Origin of the sequence: Roseburia rectibacter (assembly GCF_014287515.2) — a bacterium.
Taxonomy (GTDB): domain Bacteria; phylum Bacillota; class Clostridia; order Lachnospirales; family Lachnospiraceae; genus Roseburia; species Roseburia rectibacter.
Window position 1 is genome coordinate 1,521,103 of record NZ_CP092473.1, and the last position, 19,743, is coordinate 1,540,845.

At 42.2% G+C, this 19,743-nt stretch carries 21 protein-coding genes; all 21 read left to right on the forward strand.

Annotation, left to right across the window (positions count from 1 at the left end):
• Window position 1: 1 nt before the first annotated feature.
• The 21 genes from priA (at window position 2) to rpiB (ending at window position 19,686) form a co-directional block, all read left to right on the forward strand.
• Window positions 2-2,245, forward strand: coding sequence for a replication restart helicase PriA (gene priA, locus H8S51_RS07215; protein ID WP_186899499.1), 2,244 nt, complete (start codon window positions 2-4; stop codon window positions 2,243-2,245).
• Between the two features lie 24 nt (window positions 2,246-2,269).
• Window positions 2,270-2,746 (forward strand): peptide deformylase, encoded by a 477-nt coding sequence (gene def, locus H8S51_RS07220; protein WP_186899498.1) that lies wholly within the window; start codon window positions 2,270-2,272, stop codon window positions 2,744-2,746.
• Window positions 2,747-2,749: 3 nt separating this feature from the next.
• Window positions 2,750-3,685, forward strand: coding sequence for a methionyl-tRNA formyltransferase (gene fmt / locus H8S51_RS07225; RefSeq protein WP_117918669.1), 936 nt, complete (start codon window positions 2,750-2,752; stop codon window positions 3,683-3,685).
• Between the two features lie 19 nt (window positions 3,686-3,704).
• Entirely contained in the window at window positions 3,705-4,415 is a 711-nt protein-coding gene (locus H8S51_RS07230) for a zinc metallopeptidase (RefSeq protein ID WP_186899497.1), read from the forward strand.
• Window positions 4,408-5,766, forward strand: a complete 1,359-nt coding sequence (gene rsmB, locus H8S51_RS07235; protein WP_186899496.1) for a 16S rRNA (cytosine(967)-C(5))-methyltransferase RsmB — start codon at window positions 4,408-4,410, stop codon at window positions 5,764-5,766. Before H8S51_RS07230 ends, rsmB begins: the two co-directional genes overlap by 8 nt.
• A 31-nt stretch (window positions 5,767-5,797) precedes the next feature.
• Entirely contained in the window at window positions 5,798-6,847 is a 1,050-nt protein-coding gene (rlmN, locus tag H8S51_RS07240) for a 23S rRNA (adenine(2503)-C(2))-methyltransferase RlmN (protein WP_186899495.1), read from the forward strand.
• A gap of 12 nt (window positions 6,848-6,859) precedes the next feature.
• Entirely contained in the window at window positions 6,860-7,606 is a 747-nt protein-coding gene (locus H8S51_RS07245; RefSeq protein WP_117918661.1) for a Stp1/IreP family PP2C-type Ser/Thr phosphatase, read from the forward strand.
• Entirely contained in the window at window positions 7,600-9,708 is a 2,109-nt protein-coding gene (gene pknB / locus H8S51_RS07250) for a Stk1 family PASTA domain-containing Ser/Thr kinase (protein ID WP_186899494.1), read from the forward strand. Before H8S51_RS07245 ends, pknB begins: the two co-directional genes overlap by 7 nt.
• Window positions 9,709-9,716: 8 nt before the next feature.
• Window positions 9,717-10,595, forward strand: coding sequence for a ribosome small subunit-dependent GTPase A (gene rsgA, locus H8S51_RS07255; RefSeq protein WP_186899493.1), 879 nt, complete (start codon window positions 9,717-9,719; stop codon window positions 10,593-10,595).
• Between the two features lie 27 nt (window positions 10,596-10,622).
• On the forward strand, window positions 10,623-11,276 hold the full coding sequence (rpe, locus tag H8S51_RS07260) for a ribulose-phosphate 3-epimerase (protein WP_117918655.1): 654 nt from the start codon (window positions 10,623-10,625) through the stop codon (window positions 11,274-11,276).
• Between the two features lie 14 nt (window positions 11,277-11,290).
• Complete coding sequence (locus tag H8S51_RS07265) at window positions 11,291-11,965, forward strand: thiamine diphosphokinase (protein WP_186899492.1); 675 nt, start codon at window positions 11,291-11,293, stop codon at window positions 11,963-11,965.
• A gap of 137 nt (window positions 11,966-12,102) precedes the next feature.
• Window positions 12,103-12,462 (forward strand): Hpt domain-containing protein, encoded by a 360-nt coding sequence (locus H8S51_RS07270; protein WP_118590951.1) that lies wholly within the window; start codon window positions 12,103-12,105, stop codon window positions 12,460-12,462.
• A 126-nt stretch (window positions 12,463-12,588) separates the two neighbouring features.
• Window positions 12,589-13,287, forward strand: a complete 699-nt coding sequence (locus H8S51_RS07275; protein WP_118209105.1) for a FapA family protein — start codon at window positions 12,589-12,591, stop codon at window positions 13,285-13,287.
• Window positions 13,277-14,365 (forward strand): HD domain-containing phosphohydrolase, encoded by a 1,089-nt coding sequence (locus tag H8S51_RS07280; RefSeq protein ID WP_117918649.1) that lies wholly within the window; start codon window positions 13,277-13,279, stop codon window positions 14,363-14,365. Before H8S51_RS07275 ends, H8S51_RS07280 begins: the two co-directional genes overlap by 11 nt.
• Window positions 14,366-14,500: 135 nt before the next feature.
• A complete protein-coding gene (locus H8S51_RS07285; protein ID WP_186899491.1) occupies window positions 14,501-15,721 on the forward strand; it encodes a hypothetical protein in 1,221 nt (406 codons plus the stop codon).
• Window positions 15,722-15,943: 222 nt separating this feature from the next.
• Window positions 15,944-17,044: a redox-regulated ATPase YchF gene (gene ychF, locus H8S51_RS07290; protein ID WP_117918645.1), complete on the forward strand. Its 1,101-nt coding sequence runs from the start codon at window positions 15,944-15,946 to the stop codon at window positions 17,042-17,044.
• Between the two features lie 64 nt (window positions 17,045-17,108).
• Entirely contained in the window at window positions 17,109-17,369 is a 261-nt protein-coding gene (locus H8S51_RS07295; protein WP_117918643.1) for a YlmC/YmxH family sporulation protein, read from the forward strand.
• Window positions 17,370-17,547: 178 nt separating this feature from the next.
• Window positions 17,548-18,000 carry a transcriptional regulator NrdR gene (gene nrdR, locus H8S51_RS07300; RefSeq protein ID WP_006858655.1) on the forward strand — a complete coding sequence of 151 codons (453 nt, stop codon included), beginning with the start codon at window positions 17,548-17,550 and terminating at the stop codon, window positions 17,998-18,000.
• 89 nt (window positions 18,001-18,089) lie between these two features.
• Window positions 18,090-18,464, forward strand: coding sequence for a hypothetical protein (locus H8S51_RS07305; protein ID WP_186899490.1), 375 nt, complete (start codon window positions 18,090-18,092; stop codon window positions 18,462-18,464).
• Window positions 18,465-18,638: 174 nt separating this feature from the next.
• Window positions 18,639-19,157, forward strand: a complete 519-nt coding sequence (locus H8S51_RS07310) for a YqeG family HAD IIIA-type phosphatase (protein ID WP_117918639.1) — start codon at window positions 18,639-18,641, stop codon at window positions 19,155-19,157.
• 82 nt (window positions 19,158-19,239) lie between these two features.
• A complete protein-coding gene (gene rpiB, locus H8S51_RS07315; protein ID WP_117918637.1) occupies window positions 19,240-19,686 on the forward strand; it encodes a ribose 5-phosphate isomerase B in 447 nt (148 codons plus the stop codon).
• The last annotated feature ends 57 nt before the right edge of the window (window positions 19,687-19,743 follow it).

A 19,743-nucleotide genomic window follows, 5' to 3' on the forward strand; every position in this document is an offset into this window, starting at 1 on the left:
AATGGCAGAATATGCAAATATCATTGTGGATATTTATCAGGGAAAATTAGATAAAACGTTTCAATACCGGGTGCCGGAGAGGCTAAAGAGTACGATCGCAGTCGGTATGTTAGTTTCAGTTCCATTTGGTTCCAGAAAAATGCAGGGATATGTAATAGAACTGACAGATGTCTGTGAGTATGAGGAAGATAAGATCAAAGAGATACTCGCGGTCGTAAAAGACGGTGTCCGGATCGAGTCACAGATGATCGCACTCGCAGGCTGGATGCGGGAAAATTATGGCGGAACCATGAACCATGCCCTAAAGACAGTACTGCCGGTCAAGGAAAAAAAGAAAGCAAAAGAACAGAGAACAATAAGACTTGCGCTGCATCCCGTTGAGGCAAAAAATGAGCTGGCGGAATGTGAGAGAAAGCATAAGACGGCAAGGGCAAAACTTCTTATGGCACTGTTAAATGAGCGGGAGTTAGAATGGGAGACGGCAACGCAGCAATTGACAGTTTCAGCATCTGTAATCCGTGCAATGGAGGAAGCAGGTATCGTAAGAGTTGTCAGTAAGACAGCATACCGCAATCCGGTTGATGGACTGGACACGGGTGGGGAACGAAAACAACTGAATGAGGAACAGCAGAATATCGTTTCAAAGATCACGGCGGAGTATGATGCGGGAGAACGCAGGACATATCTGATCAAAGGCGTCACCGGAAGCGGAAAGACGGAAGTTTATATGGAGCTGATCGCACATGTGCTCGCACAGGGAAAACAGGCGATCGTGCTGATACCGGAGATTGCGTTAACCTACCAGACGGTGAGACGTTTTTACAACCGTTTTGGGGCACAGGTATCGATCATAAATTCAAAACTTTCGGCGGGAGAGCGGTATGACCAGTTTGAACGTGCGAAAAACGGAGAAATTTCAGTGATGATCGGCCCGCGTTCAGCGTTATTTACACCGTTCCCCGATCTGGGGATCATTATCATAGATGAGGAGCATGAGGCTTCCTATAAGAGCGAGACAGTGCCAAGATATCATGCGAGGGAAACTGCGATACAGAGGGCAGAAATGACAGACGCGATCGTAGTGCTTGGTTCTGCTACACCATCTCTTGAGAGTTATTATAAGGCAGAAAAAAATGAATACTGTCTGTTAGAATTAAAACACAGAGTACAGAAACGACCGATGCCTTTGTGCGAGACCATCGACCTGCGGGAGGAGTTAAGAAGGGGCAACCGGTCAATCTTAAGTGACCGTCTGAGTGAGCTCATGGAGGACCGTCTGAAAAAGGGAGAACAGACGATGCTTTTTATCAACCGGCGTGGCATGGCAGGCTTTGTCTCTTGCAGAGCCTGCGGTCATGTGATAAAATGTCCGCATTGCGATGTTTCTCTGAGTCAGCATGGAAGCGGTGATAGGACACGTTTAGTCTGTCATTATTGTGGATATACGACGGCACAGCCGGATCTGTGTCCGGTCTGCGGCTCTAAGTATATCAGTGGCTTTAAGGCAGGAACACAGAAAATAGAACAGGTGGTAAAGGCGCGTTTCCCACAGGCACGTGTGCTTCGGATGGATATGGATACCACGAGGAGCAAAGAAGGGTATGAACAGATTTTGTCAGCGTTTGCAAATCACGAGGCTGATATACTGATCGGTACACAGATGATCGTAAAGGGACATGATTTTGCCGGGGTTACGTTAGTGGGTGTGCTTGCGGCAGACCTTTCGCTTCATATCAGTGATTACCGTGCGGCTGAACGGACTTTTCAGCTTCTGACGCAGGCGGCAGGACGTGCCGGCAGAGGTGATGTGCCGGGCAGTGTTATCATACAGACTTATGACCCGGAGCATTACAGTATTACGACAGCAAAAGAACAGAATTATGAGGCTTTTTACGGTCAGGAGATCGAATACCGCAAACTGATGCGATATCCACCCGTATGGAATATGCTTTATATTTTATGTGCGTCGAAAAATGAAATGGCAGCGGGGGAAGCAGCGATGGCGTTGATGGAAAGAATCGGTCAGGCGGCGAAAGAAAGCAGCGAGGGAATCTATCCGATCGGACCGTCAGATGCACCGGTTGCAAAAATATCCGATGTCTACCGGAAGGTGATCTATGTAAAAACAAAAGAGTACAGGACACTTGTTCTTTTAAAGGATAAACTGGAAGGTTTTATGAAGGATAACCGTCTGTATCAGAATGTGGCAGTAGGATTTGATTTTAACCCGATCAACGGATTTTAAAATAGTATAATGGAGGATAAAAAAATGGCACTTAGAACAATCAGAATACAGGGAGATCCTGTACTTACAAAAAAATGCAGGGAAATTACAGAGATAACACCAAAGATCAAAGAACTGATCGACGATATGCTTGATACCATGTATGAGGCAAACGGAGTTGGTCTTGCAGGCCCACAGGTTGGTGTGTTAAAGAGAATCGTAGTCATTGATATCGGAGAAGGACCGGTCGTTATGATCAATCCGGTCATCCTTGAAAAATCCGGTGAGCAGACCGGGGATGAGGGATGCTTAAGTCTTCCGGGGAAAGCCGGTACTGTTACAAGACCAAATTATGTGAAGGCGCGTGCGTTCGATGAAAATATGGAGGAATACGAGATCGAGGGAACAGAGCTTATGGCACGGGCAATCTGCCATGAGTTAGATCATCTTGACGGACATATGTACACGGAACTCGTAGAAGGACCGTTACATGATGTAACTTATGATGATCCGGAGGAATAATATATGCGAGTTATTTTTATGGGAACACCGGATTTTTCGGTGGGGACATTAGAAGAGATCATAAAAGCCGGTCATGAGGTGGTACTGGTTGTCTCACAGCCGGATAAAGCGGTGGGAAGAAGCAAGGCATTAAAATATACACCGGTGAAAGAGTGTGCCCTGGCACATGGCATAGAGGTATATCAGCCGGAGCGCGTCAGGGACAGTGCATGTATCGAATATCTGAAATCTTTTCATGCAGATATCATGATTGTAGTGGCTTTTGGGCAGATTATACCAAAGGCAGTGTTAGACATGCCAAAATACGGCTGTGTAAATGTACATGCGTCATTGCTGCCGAAATACCGTGGTGCGGCACCAATCCAATGGGCAGTCATAAATGGCGATCCATATACCGGTGTGTCCACACAGCGTATGGACGAAGGCGTTGATACAGGAGATATCATTTTAGAAGAAAAAGTTGAGATACGGCCGGATGAGACAGGTGGAAGTTTATTTGACCGTCTTGCAGAAGTTGGAGCGAAACTCTGTGTAAAGACCATAGAAGCGATTGAAAACGGCACGGCTGTTTATACACCGCAGGATAACAGCAAAGCAACACATACGGCAAAGATCCACAAAGAATTAGGCAGTATTGAATGGAAAAAGAGTGCAAAAGAGATTGAATGTCTGATCCGTGGCTTAAATCCGTGGCCGAGTGCATATACAAGACTGGATGGAAAAACACTTAAGATATGGAGAGCGAATGTACTTCCGGATGAAGGCAAAGCTGCTCCGGGCTGCATTATAAAAGCGGAAAAGGGAAGTTTTCTGGTACAGACAGGAAATGGTGTCCTAGAGCTTCTTGAAGTACAGTTAGAAGGAAAGAAACGTATGACCACGGAAGCATTTTTAAATGGTTATACGGTGGAAGCAGGAACTTATTTTACACGTGGTTAAGTGAATGGAGGTAATGAGTATGCCTTATTACTATTATGGTTTTGATCCGACTTATGTTTTAGTTTTAATTGGTGCGGTGATCTGTCTGATCGCATCTGCAAGAGTAAAGAGTACTTTTAATAAATATTCACAGTACCGCAGCATGAGCGGTATGACAGGAGCACAGGCAGCGGAGCGTATCTTAAATTCTGCCGGAATTTATGACGTGACAGTCTGTCATATATCAGGAAGTCTGACAGATCATTATAATCCGTCGAAAAAGACACTGAATCTGTCTGATTCCGTGTACGGAAGTAATTCCGTTGCTGCGATCGGAGTTGCAGCGCATGAGTGTGGACATGCGATCCAGCATCAGAAAAATTATGTGCCATTGTCACTCCGTACAGCGATCGTTCCGGTTGCCAATATTGGTTCAACACTGGCATGGCCGCTGATTCTGATCGGGTTGTTTTTTAACCGGTCAACAGGTGCGATGCTTATCAATCTAGGAATCTTATGTTTTTCATTTGCAGTGTTATTCCAGCTTGTAACGCTTCCGGTTGAATTTAATGCTTCACACCGGGCACTTCGGATTTTAGGCGAGCAGGGAATTTTATCTGACAGTGAACTGCCTTATACCAGAAAAGTATTGAAGGCTGCGGCACTGACCTATGTTGCAAGTGCGGCTGCGGCAATTTTACAGCTGCTTCGACTGGTTCTTTTGTTTGGAGGACGTAATCGTGATGACTGATACCGTAAATACAAGAAGACTGGCATTAGATGTTCTCGTCGAAGTGACGGAGCATGGGGCATACAGCAATCAGGTGCTTCGTGCAGTACTTGAAAAATATCAGTATATGGAAAAATATGAGAGGGCCTTTTTAACCAGACTTGTTGAGGGAACGATCCAGCACATGATAGAGCTTGATTATGTGATCGACCAGTTTTCCAAAGTGAAAGTAAAAAAAATGAAACCCGTCATCCGCAATATTTTAAGACTTAGTGTGTATCAGATATGCTATATGGATTCTGTGCCGGATTCGGCAGCATGTAATGAGGCTGTAAAACTGGCAAGAAAAAGCGGATTTTCTACATTGAGCGGTTTTGTGAATGGTGTGCTCAGAAATATTGCAAGAAACCATGATTCCATCCAGTATCCGGATGAAGAAAAAGAGCCGGTTTGTGCTTTGAGTGTCCGTTATTCCATGCCGGAGTGGATCGTGGAAGAGTGGCTTAGCGCATATGGATCAGAGCAGACAAAGGCAATATTGGATGCATTTTCGAGAGAAGCACCGCTTACGATCCGCACAAATGTGACAAAGATCACACCGGAAGCGTTAAAAGAACAGTTAGAAGCGGAAGGTGTGACGGTCCAGACGTTAGAGGATCTTCAATATAAAGGACTGCCGCATGCAGATGGATCTGGTTATGCAAAGGCATATAATTATGCCTTTGCGATCTCCGGTTTTGATCATCTGATGGCACTTCCTTCATTTAAAGAGGGACTTTTTTATGTACAGGATATCAGTTCCATGATGGTGGCGGAGACTGCGGCACCGGGGGAAGGTGCACATGTGATCGATGTCTGTGCAGCTCCGGGAGGTAAGAGTATACATCTTGCAGAAATGTTAAACGGCACAGGAAGCGTGGAGGCGCGGGATCTGACGGAATACAAGACGGGACTGATCGAGGAAAATATCAGCCGTTATCAGGTGAAAAATATGACAACAAAGGTCTGGGATGCCACGGTGTCAGATGAGAGCGCAAGGGAAACAGCCGATGTACTGATCGCAGATCTTCCATGTTCCGGACTTGGTGTGCTGCGGAAAAAGACTGACATCCGTTATAAAATGAGCCGCAGGCAGCAGGAAGAGTTAGAAGAACTTCAGCGCCGGATTTTAGATACCGTCTGTTCCTATGTCAGAAAAGATGGGATCATGGTTTATTCTACATGCACGATCAATCCTGGAGAAAATCAGGAGAACGTTGCATGGTTTCTGGGAAAACATCCGGAATTTGAACTGCTTGATATGGAACAGATCTATCCGGGAGCGCAGGTGGGAGATGGATTTTTCTACGCGAAATTAAAACGTATCTCATAGTTATTGAAAAAGAGAATGGAAAGAGAAAGTTATGCAGCAGGAAAAAACAGATATCAAGTCTATGAATCTGGAAGAATTAAAATCATATATGGAATCCATCGGAGAGAAAGCATTCCGTGCAAAACAGCTGTATCAGTGGATGCATCAAAAGCAGGCATCATCCTTCGATGAAATGACAAATTTGTCAAAATCCCTTCAGGAAAAACTAAAAAATGAATGTCATTTTGTCAGTTTAAAGCAGGAGGCAGTACAAATTTCAAAATTAGACGGTACCAGAAAATATCTGTTTGCATTAGATGATGGAAATGTGATAGAAAGCGTCCTGATGCGTTATAAGCATGGCAATTCGGTCTGCATTTCCTCCCAGGTCGGCTGCCGGATGGGCTGCCGGTTCTGTGCATCGACGTTAGATGGTCTGGTGCGTGGACTGACACCGTCAGAAATGTTAGATCAGATCTACCGGATTACGAGAGATACCGGGGAGAGAGTTTCTAATGTTGTTGTGATGGGAACTGGAGAACCAATGGATAATTTTGACAACCTGCTCAAATTTATTGAGCTTCTGACGGATGAAAACGGTCTGAATATCAGCCAGCGGAACGTGACAGTTTCGACATGCGGCATTGTTCCAAAGATGAGAGAACTGGCAGATAAAAAGCTGCAGATCACACTGGCACTTTCACTGCATGCATCTTCACAGGAGAAGAGGTTAGAACTGATGCCGGTTGCCAATAAATATGAGATTCATGAGGTGATCGAGGCGTGCCGGTATTATTTTGAACAGACCGGAAGGCGCGTTACATTTGAGTATAGTCTGGTTGGCGGTGTCAATGATACCGAGGAGGACGTAAGAAGGCTTGTGGAGCTGATCCACGGTATGAATTGTCATGTAAACCTGATTCCGGTCAATCCGATCAAAGAGCGTTCTTATGTGCAGCCGGATCATGAAGCAATTCTTAAATTTAAAAATAGGCTTGAAAAAAATGCAATTCAAGTTACAATTAGAAGGGAAATGGGCAGGGATATAGACGGTGCATGCGGACAATTGCGCAAACGTTATATCAGTCATGCAGAAAGGTAGGAAGTAGAGAAGATGAAGACGTTTTCCATGACGCACATCGGGCAGCGACGGGAAATGAATCAGGATTATATGTTTACATCAGAGACTGCTGTGGGAAATCTGCCGAATCTTTTTTTAGTAGCGGATGGAATGGGTGGTCACGCTGCAGGTGATTATGCTTCCAGATTTACAGTAGAAAAACTGGTTGAATTGATTGGTAAATCAGTAGAGAACGAGCCGGTGGCAATTATGAAGAGTGCTGTTTCAATGGCAAACAGTCTGCTTTTGACAGAGGCACAGGCAGATCCGGCAAAAAATGGAATGGGAACAACGATTGTCGCAGCAACGGTGATTGGGAATACACTTTATGCCGCAAATGTTGGAGACAGCAGATTGTATGTGATCAATCAGGAAGATATTACACAGATTACAAGGGATCATTCTCTGGTTGAGGAAATGGTCCGCTTAGGTGAAGTGAGAAAAGAAGATGCAAAAGATCATCCGGATAAAAATATCATTACACGGGCAGTTGGTGTATTGCCGGAGGTAATAGCTGATTTCTTTGAGATCAGTCTGAAACCGGGAGATGAGATTTTGATGTGTTCCGATGGACTGACAAATATGATTGAAGATGATGAGATCAGACAGATTGTGCTGGGACAGAGGGATATTGTTGAGAAAGCAGAAAAGCTAGTTGAGACTGCCAATCGAAATGGTGGCAAGGATAATATTACGGTTGTATTGATAGAACCATTTTCTGATGAGGTGAAAGAATGTTGACAGAGGGTATGTACATAGCAGACCGCTATGAGATTTTAGGTAAAGTTGGCGCTGGCGGAATGTCAGATGTATATAAAGCAAAAGATCTTACACTGGGAAGATTTGTAGCGATTAAAGTATTAAAGGCAGAGTTTTCCGAGGATATTAATTTTGTAACGAAATTCCGTTCCGAGGCACAGGCAGCTGCAGGGTTAGAACACCCGAATATTGTAAATATTTACGATGTCGGCAGTGAGAATGGTCTGCATTATATCGTGATGGAATATGTGGAAGGAATTACATTAAAGACATACATTGAGAAAAAGGGACAGCTTTCTTTTAAGGAAGCAGTCAGTATTGCAATCCAGGTGGGCAGAGGTATAGAAGCTGCACACAATAAAAACATCGTTCATCGTGACATCAAACCGCAGAATATCATGATCTCTACAGAGGGAAAGGTAAAAGTAACGGATTTTGGTATTGCGAGGGCAGCGACATCTAATACGATCAGTTCAGATGTGATGGGATCTGTGCATTATTCATCTCCGGAACAGGCGCGAAATGGATTTGTGGATGGCAAGAGTGATATCTATTCACTGGGTATCGTGATGTATGAGATGGTGACAGGACGGGTTCCGTTTGATGGTGATACGACGGTTGCAGTTGCAATCCAGCATCTTCAGGAAGAAATGGTGCCGCCAAGTGTCTATGCGCCGAATCTTCCGATCAGCATGGAAAAGATCATCTTAAAATGTACACAGAAGAATCCTGACAGAAGATATTCTTCCATGACGGCTCTTTTGGCAGATCTGCGAAAAGCACTGATCAGCCCGAATGAAGATTTTGTTGTAATGGTTCCACTTGCAAATCAGGATAAAACCAGAGTGATCGGAGCAGATGATTTAAACCAGATTAAAAAGCAGACTGCAAATGTTTATGTGGATCCTGCGTCTATCAAGATTCAGGAACCGGTTATTGATGATGACGACGATGACGATGATGATATTGATGATGAGGATGGCGATATCAATCCGAAGATGGAAAAGGCGATCACGATCATGGGAATCGCAGCAGGTGTGGTGATCATTATCATTATTATTTATCTGTGTATTACGTTAGCAGGCGGTATGAAATCCGGTAAGAATACTTCTTCGAATACAGAGACCACAAAGACGGAGACACAGACAGGGGACAGCCAGAGTACCCAGATCAAGGATGGCGTGGTAGTACCATCCCTGACCGGAAAGACTATGGATCAGGCAAAGCAGGAGTTGAACGGAACAGGACTCGGTATCAGACAGGCAGGAACTGCATCGTCAGATACGGTAGAAAAAGGACAGATCATCAGCCAGGATCCGGCAGATGGAAAGACTGTGGAAAAGAATACAACGATCGAGGTTATCATAAGCAGCGGAGCTGCTGACGGCAGCAGTAAAAATACGGTCGATATACCAAATGTTGTCGGACAGAGTGAAACAGATGCAAGTGCGGCATTAACGGCAAAGGGATTTAATGTTACAAAGACAACGTCCTATAGTTCTTCTGTTGCGGAAGGATATGTGATTTCCCAGACACCAAATGGAGACACACAGGGAAAAGAAGGCGATACGATCACACTTGAGATCAGTCTTGGATCTGAGAAGATTACAGTGCCGGATGTATCGACAAGCTATAAGTCTGAAGAACAGGCGCGGGAAATGTTATCACAGTTTAATGTTTCAACAACGACAAAATACAGTGACACGGATGCCGGAATCGTAATCGGACAGTCTCTTGCAGTAGGAACACAGGCTGATCCGGGTGCGTCCATCACGATCACCGTCAGTCTTGGACCGGAGCCGGCACAGCAGATTACAACAAAGACCTATAAATTGAATGTCAGTCTGCAGCTACCGTCGGATACATCTAATATTTCCGGGGCAGACATTGTTTTATATGATGATCAGGGCAATGTTTTACAGACCTGGTATGGAAAGACACTTGCAGATTTTGGTACCGGAGGATTGCTTTTATCAAAGACAGGTATCCTTTCGGACAGCGGTAAGATTGTAGTTACCTGGCTGGATCTAAACGGTAATGATTTAAAAGATCAGACCATTGATGTACAGTTTCAGGAAGAGTAAAAGTATTTATGCGGGGAAAGATTATCAAAGGAATTTCCGGATTCTACTACATTCATGTAGCAGAATCCGGAATTTATGAGTGTAAGGCAAAAGGCATATTCCGAAATCAGAATATCAAGCCTCTGGTTGGGGATAATGTTGAGATTGCCGTGTTGGATGAGGAGAACAAAAAAGGAAATATTGAAAAGATCCTGACGCGGGAAAATGAACTGGTACGTCCGGCTGTTGCAAATATTGATCTTGCACTGATCATTTTTGCTGCTGCAAAACCGCAGCCTAATTTTAATCTGTTAGACCGTTTCCTTGTTATGATGGAATATCAGAAGGTATCGGTTGCGATCTGCTTTAACAAAACAGATCTGGTTACAGAAGAGGAACTCCATGCGTTTGCAGATATCTATACAGCATGCGGTTATCATACTCTTTTTGCGAGTGCAAAAGAGGAACAGGGTGTGGATGGACTGTTAGAACTTCTGAAAGGGAAAACAGCAGCGGTGGCAGGCCCATCCGGGGTTGGTAAGTCTTCACTTGTGAACCGTCTGCAGCCGAATATCACAATGCAGACAGGGGAAGTCAGCCGTAAGATTGAGCGCGGAAGGCATACAACACGGCATTCTGAAATCATACCGATCGGTGGGGATACTTATATTATGGATACTCCCGGTTTTTCCACACTCTATATTCCGGGTATGGAAAAGGAAGATTTAAAAGCATTTTATCCGGAGTTTGGCAGATGGGAGCCATACTGCAGATTTAAGGGATGTAATCATATCAGTGAGCCGGACTGTGGCGTCAAGCAGGGATTAGAAGAAGGAAGCATCAGCCTGCTGCGGTATGAAAATTATAAATTGCTGTATGAGGAATTAAAGTCAGTCCGGAAATATTAAATAAACAACAAAATTACGGAGGAAGAAATGAATTGTTTATCACCATCTATATTATCTGCTGATTTCAGCCGGCTTGGAGAACAGATACGAGAACTTGATGAGGCGGGAGCACAGTATGTGCATATTGATGTTATGGACGGAATGTTTGTTCCGAGCATTTCATTTGGAATGCCGGTTATCCGTTCTATCAGAGGATGTACAGACCGTATTTTTGATGTCCATCTGATGATCGAAGAACCGGGACGTTATATTGATGAGTTCGCTGAGGCGGGGGCAGATCTGATCACTGTCCATGCAGAGAGCTGCAGACACCTTGACCGCACGATAGAAAAAATCAAAGAAAAGGGACTTTTGGCGGGAGTTGCGTTAAATCCTGCAACACCTGTGTCAGCAATATCCTGTGTACTTGAAAAAGTGGATATGGTTCTTATTATGACGGTAAATCCGGGATTCGGAGGACAGAAGCTGATTCCTTATACAGTGGAGAAAGTCCGTGAATTAAGAAAAATCGTAGATGAGCAGGGATTAAAGACAGATATCGAAGTAGATGGAGGCGTTAATCTTTCAAACGTTGGGGAATTGATGGATGCAGGAGCAAACATCATTGTTGCCGGCAGTGCCGTTTTCTCCGGAGATGTGACTGAGAACACGATCCGCTTCTTAAATATTATAAATGCATGATGGGAGCAGAATGTATGAAACGTTTTTTTATCATATCGGGTGGAAAAATTGAGGATGCATTTGCGAAAGCAGTTTTAAATGGCGTTGCTGAAAAAACGGTGATCGCAGCAGATTCAGGAATGGAATTTCTGCGGAGAAACGAGATCATTCCCCAGATTATTATCGGTGACTTTGATTCAGTGAGCAGCGGGACTTTGGAGTGGTTTCAGAAGAAAGATGATATTATCTGGCATAAATTAAATCCGGTAAAAGATGATACCGATACGGAGTCTGCAATTCACCTTGCGATTTCAATGGGGGCAGAGTTCATTACAGTACTAGGTGGAACCGGTTCGAGATTAGACCATGTGCTTGGAAATATTGAGCTTTTGGGCATAGGTCTGGAAGCGGGCGTTAAAATTGAGCTGCTGGATGCAAATAACCGTATCCGCATGACAGACTGTGGCATGATTTTAAAGAAAGAGGAGCAGTTTGGAAAATATGTTTCACTGATCCCGTATACTGCGAAGGTGGAACATCTTTGTCTGACAGGATTTAAATATCCGCTGGATGATTATTGCTTAAAGGGTTTCTGTTCGCTTGGAGTAAGCAATGAGATTACAGAAAAGCAGGCAGAAATTACATTTGAAAAAGGGATATTGATCGTCATTGAGTCGAGGGATGATGCGGCAATGACATATGAAATATAAAAAAAGACGGAATCTGTAAATTTTACGACAGATTCCGTCTTTTTGGTAAAAAAGTACTAAAAAAATGGTAGACATTTACTGTAAAAATACTTAAGATAAATATAATAGGTAAAAGGTACTTTGAGAAGAGGATGGACATGACAATTAAAGAATGTTATGAACAGTTAGGACAGAACTATGAGGAAGTGCTTGACAGACTGGGAAGTGAAGTAATTTTAAAAAAATTTGTGATTAAATTTTTAGATGACCCGAGTTTTCAGATGCTGGAGGATGGTTTAAAAGAAAAAAATGCAGACCAGGCATTTCGGGCGGCACATACCATAAAAGGAATTTGCCTGAATCTTGGATTTGACAAACTGTATCAGGCAAGTTCAGATCTGACTGAACAGCTGCGGGGAAAAGATACAGTAGAGGAAACAGATGACCTGTTTTTGAAAGTGAAAGAGCAGTACACCAAACTTGTAGAAGTCGTTCGTAAGATGGCAATGGAGGGGTAAATTACTGAATATAGAAGAACTTACTTTTACGCAGGATCAGAAACATGAGATTGAACTGGGGCACCGTCTTGGAATCGAGATGAGTCTTCCGGTGGAACAGTATTCAAGTCTGATGTATACTGTGAGATGGAAGCATATATACTGTTAACCGATGAGAACGCAGTACTTACAAGAGAACAGATACTTTCAGCGTTAAAAGAAAAAGGTGTCATCTCAGGAATCAATGAGGAGGCAATTAAGGAACTCGGAAATGGAAAGGTTGAAGTGACCAATATCATTCTGCGAAAAGGAAACAATCCGCGAAACAGAGGACATATCAGTGCCGGAAAAATGGGAAAGATCGTCGGAGGCATTACACAGGCGGGGCAGAACTTAGAGGTGTATGATCTTGGTAATAAAGTAAGGTTACGTACCGAGGTTTATGTCGGCAGGGGAGATAAATATATCAATGATAAAAATCAGCTTGTATTGCAGATGAAATCAGTAGGAAAAGAATTATCGCTGCTAAGAAGTGCTTATCAGAATTTTCAGAAAAGATATATGCCGGAGGAGCGGAATGTAAATCCGATGTATCTGAAGGTTGAAGATACGATTTACACAAAGGAACTTGAAATGAAAGAGATACAGAAAAAAGATGTGTATCTGGATGAAGAGATTGAAAAGAGCAAACATGCGAAGCTGATCGTAAAAGGAACCATATATCAGGGTGTAAAGATAGATGTAAATGGTGCAAGATGGTTTTCTGATGAAGTTACAAATGTTACGGTCCGAAAAACAGATGAACGTGTAGCTTTATATACGAGGAGGAGCAGATATGAGATATAAAATTCTCATTGTAGATGATGCATATATAAACAGGGAACTTCTGAAAGAAATATTAAGAGATGATTATGATGTTTTAGAAGCCGAGAACGGCAAAGAAGCATTAGAGGTCATTGAGAAAGAAAAAGGAAATATCAATGCAGTGCTTCTTGACCTTATTATGCCGGTCATGGATGGATTTGAAGTATTAGAGCATATGCAGAGTAAAAAAATCTTAGATAAAATACCGGTTATCGTAATCAGCGGTGAGACGAGCATGCAGATCGAGAAAAAATGCTTTGATTACGGTGTTTCTGATTTTATCGGCAGACCATATAAAACAGCACTGGTACAGAAACGTGTACAGAATATGGTAAATCAGTATGTATACAAAAACCAGCTTGAAGAGAAAGTGGCAGATCAGACAGCCGTATTACGCAAGGCATATGATAAACTGCAGCAGCAGACGAAGATGCTTGAAAAGCGCAACCAGGATATCATCGATATGCTTGGTACGATCGTTGAGTACCGTAATTTAGAGAGTGGAGAACATATCCAGCGGGTAAAAGGTTATACGAGGATACTTGCAGAGGATTTTGCAAAAAATTATCCGGAGTATGAACTGACACCGGATATGATCAATACGATCGTGTCAGCGAGTGCATTGCATGACCTTGGAAAAATCGCGATTCCGGACAGCATTTTATTAAAACCGGGAAAACTGACCAAAGATGAATTTGAGTATATGAAATCTCATACATTGCGTGGATGTGAGATCTTAGATTCCATGAAAGATGACTGGGATCCGGTCACACAGAGGGTAACTTATGAGATCGCAAGATCCCACCATGAACGTTATGACGGAAAAGGATATCCGGATGGATTAAAAGGAGAAGAGATACCGGTATCTGCACAGTTGGTATCAGTAGCAGATGTATATGATGCACTGATCAATGAGCGTTGTTATAAAGATGCCTTTTCAAAGGAAGATGCATTCCATATGATCGTAAATGGAGAATGTGGGGGGTTTTCACCGAAACTGATGCAGACATTCCGCAATGTAAGAACAAAATTTGAACAATTTGCAGACGGACTGGAATAATTAAGAAACAATAGTACACGTTTCCCAGACTGATCTGTTGAGAGAACCTAAGAGGTGCAAACGTGATTACAAGTAGCAATATAGCCGATTTTTTTGAAAAGTATACGAAAAACCTGGAGCGGGAAGCATATTTAAATGAGACAGCACTCAAGGCCTTTTATCGAACATGAAGACAGATTAAATGATGAACTTGCGGATGAGTTTTATAAGCAGCTGGACAGAATGAATGCGTCAGGGTATTGTGACAGGCTGATATGTATTGGTATGGCGCAGGTTGTTCAGAAATATTATCAGAAAACAGGAGTCTGGGAAAAGTATCTTCTGACCACACATATACTTGGCGGTTTTTACAGCCGTTACAGTGAAGTAGAAGATGCAAAGAAAAGTATTGCATGCTTTGAGATTGAACGGGAGGCGTTTGACCGGTATTTTGAAATAGAAGACTGGGAAATCCGAAAAAAGATACTGTTTGCCTATTATAATTATGTTGTGGTTCAGGTAAACATGCGTGCTGGTTTTGGACACGGTGAAAAAAACGAGAGTGTAGAATTTCAGAAACGTCTGATCGAACAGACAGACCGTGCAATCGCTGTTTATGATGATCCAAAAGTACGGGCATTAGATGGGGATAAATATGACCTTGACGGTTTAAAGGAAGAACTGGAATATGATGTTTACGGCAACTGGATCTGCGGTACGGATGAGAGGGAAGATTTAAGCGAGGATATGTTCTGCCGGTCACAGGATGTGATCGAAAAGCTTTATAATAACGTATTAAAGGAAAACGAAAATCCGCTGGATATGGAGGACGAGATCTACTGTAATTACTGGCGGGGCATGTATTTTGCAGGAAAAGTGGAACTTAGGGAATATGTAGAAAAAATGATAGAGTATTTTGACTACGTATTAGAGCACTCGGATTTAGATGACGCTGAACAATATGTAGATGGAAAACTTTACCAGATACATATGTTTCAGATGCCGACGCTGGTAAGTGTGAAAGAATTAAACGAGGCACCGGAGTTAAAAAAGAGATATATCTTTCTGAAGGTGCTTAATTTGTTACTATTTTTCACTATTAATATGTTGGGAAAAAACCAAAGTGAAATTTTGTGGTTACAAAATTGCAAGACTTATGATATAATATTAGACTGTATCAAACTCTTTGTGCTTACACAGCAGAAAGGTGTTGATTTTACGGGCAAAGATTTAAAAGGAAGAGAGCTTGGCGTAGGAATATGCCAAAGAAAAGACGGATTGTATACAGCGGGATTTGTCAGCAAGCGTACAGGAAAGTCCGTTCAAAGATATTTTCCGAAACTTCAAGAATGCCGTAAATTGGTACGCAGACGCTAGGTTCGAGGATGAACATGGTGGAATCAATGCTTGTGGTGATATGACAGTCAAAGCATGGTTTGAGTATTGGATTGAAAATATAAAGGGGGATAGTATTAGACCTAACACAATAACAAATTACAGAGAAAGCCTTAAAAATTGTGTAGTAATTTGTGTAGTAAAAAACAATAGAAAGGCGAAAATCCCTACAAATCAAGGATTTTCGGACAGGTATAAGATAAAATGAAACTAGGAATCGTTGGACTTCCGAACGTCGGAAAGTCTACATTGTTTAATTCACTCACAAAGGCGGGAGCACTCTCCGCAAACTATCCATTTGCAACGATTGATCCAAATATCGGAATCGTATCCGTTCCGGATGAGAGAATCGTAAAGCTTGGTGAACTCTATCACACAAAGAAAGTTACACCTGCTACGATCGAGTTTGTAGATATTGCGGGTCTTGTAAAGGGCGCAAGCAAAGGAGAGGGACTTGGAAACCAGTTTCTTGCCAATATCCGTGAAGTAGATGCGATCGTACATGTAGTACGTTGCTTTGAAGACACGAATATCATTCATGTTGATGGATCGGTTGATCCGGCAAGGGATATTGAGACGATCAATCTGGAACTTATTTTCTCAGATGTAGAGATTCTCGACAGAAGAATTGCGAAAATTGCAAAACAGGCGAGAATGGATAAAACTCTTGCAAAAGAACTTGAACTTGTAGAGGCAGTAAAGGCACATCTTGAAGAAGGTAAAATGGCAAGAACATTTGAAGTGCCTGATGATGAGGATGCACAGATCTGGTTTAAGGGCTATAATCTTCTTACTGCAAAACCTACGATTTATGCTGCAAATGTATCTGAAGATGATCTTGCAGATGACGGAGCTTCAAATCCACATGTTGCCAAAGTAAGAGAAATGGCAAAAGAAGAAGGGGCAGAAGTATTTGTTATCTGTGCACAGATAGAGCAGGAACTGGCAGAACTCGACGAGGATGAAAAGAAAGAATATCTTGAGGATCTTGGTGTAGAGTCAAGTGGTCTCGATAAGCTTGTGGCAGCAAGCTACAGCCTGCTTGGATTAATCAGTTTCCTTACTGCAGGGGAGGATGAGTGTCGTGCATGGACGATCAAAAAAGGCACAAAAGCTCCGCAGGCGGCAGGAAAGATTCACACCGATTTTGAACGTGGATTTATCAAGGCAGAAGTAGTAAACTATCAGGATCTTTTAGATAATGGAAGCCTTTCCGCAGCACGTGAAAAAGGAATCGTGGGCATGGAAGGAAAAGATTATGTCGTCAAAGATGGGGATGTGATCTTATTCCGCTTTAATGTATAAAATATAGTCTAAAAATATGCAAAGACGCATATGGTTTTCTAAACGAACTGGTTTGGAAGACTGTATGCGTTTTTGTGAATTTCAGAAAAAAGAAGTGATCAATGTCTGTGACTGCAAGTGCCTTGGAAATGTATGTGATCTGGAGTTTGATGAACATGACGGATGTATCCGGACGATCATCATTCCGGGGCCGGCTAAATTTTTTGGATGTGTGGGACGAGAATTTGAACTGCACATTCCGTGGTGTAAGATCGTAAAGATCGGGCCGGATATCATACTGGTTGAGGTAGAAGAAAAGGAAGTCCGTAAGAAAATACAACAATAGAATATAGGACATATAGGACATATAGGAATTTTATTGTCAAAATAAAACGAAAACGTTTCGAAAAATTTCGTTGAAATGACCAAAAACAGGCGTATCTGACAGGGAAAATTATGTTGACAATTACAAAAACAATGGATATACTTTTAATAAATGGGGATCTGTGCATAGGAGGTAGCTTATGAAGTGTCCGTTTTGCAGCAGTGAAAATACAAGAGTTATTGATTCGAGACCGGCAGACGATAATAATTCGATTCGCCGCAGACGGTTATGCGATGAATGTGGGAAGCGTTTCACGACTTATGAGAAAGTAGAGACCATACCACTTATCGTTATTAAAAAGGACAATAACAGGGAACAGTATGACCGTTCTAAGATCGAGGCAGGTGTATTGCGTGCATGTCATAAGAGACCGATTTCCGTAAATCAGATCAATCAGTTAGTTGATGAGGTTGAGACGGAGATATTTAACCGTGAAGAGAAGGAAATACCAAGCAGCCTGATCGGAGAGCTTGTGATGGATAAGCTAAAGGATCTTGAGGCAGTTGCTTATGTGAGATTTGCTTCGGTATATCGGGAGTTCAAAGACGTGAATACATTTATGAGTGAATTGAAAAAGATGTTAGACAAGTAACAGAACATTAAAATTGTGCTAAAGTATTTACAAAGGCAGACCGATATATTTTTTATCAAGTAGAAGATGCAGATAGATGGGGTAGTGGTATGAATATTTCAGGTATCCGCATACAGGCGGGATTTTATGATTACAATACCATAAAGAATACTCAGATTCTGGAGGAGACGGTACCGAATACCATAGATGAGGTGGTAAAAGACACCCGAGTGGCGGAGGTTACGGAAAGAGAGAGAGATAACAAACCGGATCATGGTGCCACGGAGTATGCGAAACAGTATCAGCCGGATGCCGAATATGAGTTGAAAGGAATGGCGAGTGATATTGCAAGTCTCGATGTTGAGAAGGCTGTTTCTGAAATGAAGAAAGATCAGGTATTGCAGCAGTATCAGTTCTTTGTTGGAGAGCGCATGAGCCAGACCGGATTATTATATATCCGTCCGAATGAGAATTTTTCATTATAATTATAGAATATAAATGATGATAAAAAGAGGATTGCAGGTGAGCGATTCTCTTTTTTACTGGATATTTTTTTCAAAGTATAGTACACTGTATCTCGTATAAAAAATATCAATGAGCATGTATGCAGTATCATGCGGCAGATATGAACTTAACTGAAAATGAAAAAGAGGAAAAATATGATGGAAAAGTTCTATCCGGATGAATATCTGGATTCAACCTATGAGATAGATTTTGATCAATTGTATGCGAAAGGGTACCGGGGGGTGATATTTGACATTGACAATACACTGGTACGGCATGGAGCACCGGCAGATGAGCGTGCATGTGCCCTGTTTGCACATTTAAAGGAACTGGGATTTTCGTGTATGCTTTTATCGAATAATAAAGAGCCACGTGTGAAAATGTTTAACGATGCAGTGAACGTTTCATATATTTACAAGGCAGGCAAACCGAATCCGGCAAATTATAAAAAAGCAATGGAAGAGTTAGGTACAGATACCGGCAATACCATTTTTGTCGGGGATCAGATCTTTACAGACGTATACGGTGCAAAGCGTGCCGGTATCCGTTCCATTCTGGTAAAACCGATTCATCCGAAAGAAGAGATACAGATCGTGTTAAAACGCTATCTGGAAAAAATCGTGCTGTTTTTTTACAGAAGGGATCTGGCAAAGAAAAACAAAGCAAAACAATAGATTGCATGTTTTTGGGCAAATTTATTGTTTGGAATAAAATGTTTCTATAAGAGCAAATAAATAAAAGGAAATGAGGAGAACAATGAAAATCGCTATTGGAAATGATCATGCAGCAACTGAGTTAAAATTTGTTATTATGGACTATCTGAAAGAATTAGGACATGAGGTTATTAATTTTGGAACAGATACGTCAGATAGCTGCAACTATCCGGAGTATGGAGAAAAAGTCGGACGCGCTGTTGTGGCAGGCGAGGCAGACTGTGGAGTGCTGATCTGTGGAACAGGTGTCGGTATTTCAATCGCAGCAAATAAAGTAAAAGGCGTGCGTGCAGCTGTATGCTCGGATTGTGCAACGGCAAGACTTGTAAAAGAGCATAATAATGCGAATATTATTGCATTCGGTGCAAGAATCGTTGGAACAGAGCTGGCAAAAGATATTGTAAAAGCGTATTTAGATGCTGAATTTTTAGGTGGAAGACATCAGACCAGAATTGATATGATCCATGAGATTGAGGAACGAAATTCATAAATATAAGTCTTTTTTGTCAATTTGATGGAGCAAAACGAAAAAAAACTTGAAATGTAC